This is a genomic window from Streptomyces sp. NPDC004111, assembly GCF_042874215.1.
Taxonomy (GTDB): Bacteria; Actinomycetota; Actinomycetes; order Streptomycetales; family Streptomycetaceae; genus Streptomyces.
Window position 1 is genome coordinate 1 of sequence record NZ_JBIAMU010000056.1, and the last position, 2035, is coordinate 2035.

The window sequence follows — 2035 nt, forward strand, 5'->3', positions numbered from 1 at the left end:
GGAGTTTGGAGTTGCCGCGTAGTAACGGGCGGGGTCAGAGTTTTCCGGCCTCACGTTCTACTCAGCTGTGCAGTCATCTTCGACACCCTGGAACATGGCAACGACGCGACCAGGTTGGTTTACCGGGATCTACGCAGGAGGATTGCTCCTCTCATGGGGGACCCCGGGTGGAATTCGTAACCGTAGAGTCCGCCTGCACCTCCAACGGCCAGGACCCTGTCGGGGCCGTAGACGCAGCAGCTCAAGGGCAGCTCGGTGCGCATCAAGGTGCCCCTGTGCCCGTTGCCGTGTCCCAGATCCGCACCGTCTCGTCACTGCTGGCGGTGGCGATCCAGGTGCCGTCCGGGCTGAACGCCACCGCTTGCACCGGGCTGGTGTAACCGACCAGGGATCGCAGTGTGGCGCCGCGAACGGTGTCCCAGACTCGTGCCGTCTTGTCTTCGCTGCCGGAAGCGACGGGAGACCGTCCCGGTTGATTGTTACCGCGTACACCTGGCGGGTGTGGCCGGTGAGAGCACCCAGGAGGGTGCCGGTGGCGATGCCCCGGAGCCGTACCGTCTTACAGTCGCTACCAGTAGCCAAGCAGGCGCTATCCGGGCTACTCAGGTTGAATCCGCGATGTCCGGGCTGGGGTGACGGGTCGTGATCCCTGCGGTACGACCGCAGCATGCGGTATGCGCAGGGTGGCGGGCTGACGCCCGCTGAGCAGGAGAAGCGGGAGGCCGTGCGGCTGGAGGCCGCCAAGTGGTTCGAGGCTGGCGCGCGCACCGTGCAGGTCGCGGCAGCGCTGCGGGTGACGGACCGGTCGGTGCAGCGGTGGCGGGCGGCCTGGCAGCGCGGAGGTGTGGCGGCGCTTGCGTCGGCGGGGCCGATGTCGGCCGAGCGGCTGGCGCCGGTGCAGTGGCAGCGGCTGGAGCTGCCAGGTGCCCGTGCGCCGGGCGCTAGAGCGGGACGAGCAGGCTGTCGAGGTGTGGAAGGCCGAGGTGTGGCCGCGGGTAAAAGTACCGCGCACGACCTGAGCGCCCACATCTGCTTCGCGGACGGCAGCGGCCAGTCGCTGATCCCGCCACGGGGGCGGACCTGGACGCCACGCGGCGCCCGTCCGGTGATGCGGGTGGCCGGGCGGTGCGGTGGGCGGGTCAACATCGCCGGGGCAGTGTGCTTCAAGCCCGGGGTGCGGGCCCGGATGTTCTTCAAGCTGCACGTCTGTCGCGGACGCAACGGCGAGCCGAAGTCGTTCGCCCGGCGGGACTACCGCGACTTCATCCAGGCGGTGCACCTGCCCCTGGGCACCCCGGTGGTGTGGGTCTGGGACACCTCTCCGTCCACCTGCAGCAGGAGGGAATCTGGAGCCTGCTCAAGCGGGCCCTGGCCGACCTCGCCGCCGTGGACCTGGCCCGCCTGACCCGCATGATCAAGCGGAAGCTTAAGAAGATCCAGTATCGGCCGCACCTGATCGACGGCTGCCTGCCCACCACCGGCCTGGACCTTGTCGGTCTGAACGATCAACCGGACATCGCGGATTCTCCCTGAGTGAACGCCACGGCCCGCACGGACCGGACATGGCCGGTGACGGTGCGCAGCAGGGGGGAGACTGGCAGATCTGGAGGTGGCCACCGATCCCTTAGGAAGGGGCGCTCTGGGCGGTGGAAGTGGTCGGAATGCTGGGCATCCCAGTGCGGGCGGAAGCGGAACTTGCTGTAGAGGACAGCGTTTAGAACGTGCGGGGGGGGTGGCGGGGAGCAGATGGGAGATGCGGGAGAGATCTGCGGCCAGGGCGCGAGCGGCCGGGGAATCGCTACGGGAGAGGTCGAGTAGCCAGCATCCCGCCGCCCCGCACGCAACACCAGGGCGGGGGACGCCTCCAGTCCGACTTCAACCTGTCCATGCTGAGTGACACGTGCTCGTCAGAGGAGTGCGACAAGCCGAGGCTCCTGGGGGGCTTCGACGCGATGGCCTACCCGTACTGCGGACCAGTCTCGGCTCGACTCGGTCAATCGAGAATCAAAGTGCGTCGTTAGCCAACCCCGTGCCA

Annotated in this window: 3 protein-coding genes and 1 pseudogene; 3 read left to right on the plus strand and 1 reads right to left on the minus strand. The window is 68.2% G+C overall.

Features of this window, described 5'->3' with window-relative positions:
- Nucleotides 1-262: 262 nt before the first annotated feature.
- Nucleotides 263-367 (minus strand): hypothetical protein, encoded by a 105-nt coding sequence (locus tag ACFYVL_RS44600; protein WP_389255925.1) that lies wholly within the window; start codon nt 365-367, stop codon nt 263-265.
- A gap of 300 nt (nt 368-667) precedes the next feature.
- Between ACFYVL_RS44600 and ACFYVL_RS44605 the strand changes: the two are divergent.
- The 3 genes and pseudogenes from ACFYVL_RS44605 to ACFYVL_RS44615 form a co-directional block, all read left to right on the plus strand.
- A pseudogene (locus ACFYVL_RS44605) lies at nt 668-799 on the plus strand (hypothetical protein); the annotation flags it as partial.
- Between the two features lie 130 nt (nt 800-929).
- A complete protein-coding gene (locus ACFYVL_RS44610; protein ID WP_389255929.1) occupies nt 930-1019 on the plus strand; it encodes a hypothetical protein in 90 nt (29 codons plus the stop codon).
- Between the two features lie 367 nt (nt 1020-1386).
- Nucleotides 1387-1533, plus strand: a complete 147-nt coding sequence (locus ACFYVL_RS44615; RefSeq protein ID WP_389255927.1) for a hypothetical protein — start codon at nt 1387-1389, stop codon at nt 1531-1533.
- The last annotated feature ends 502 nt before the right edge of the window (nt 1534-2035 follow it).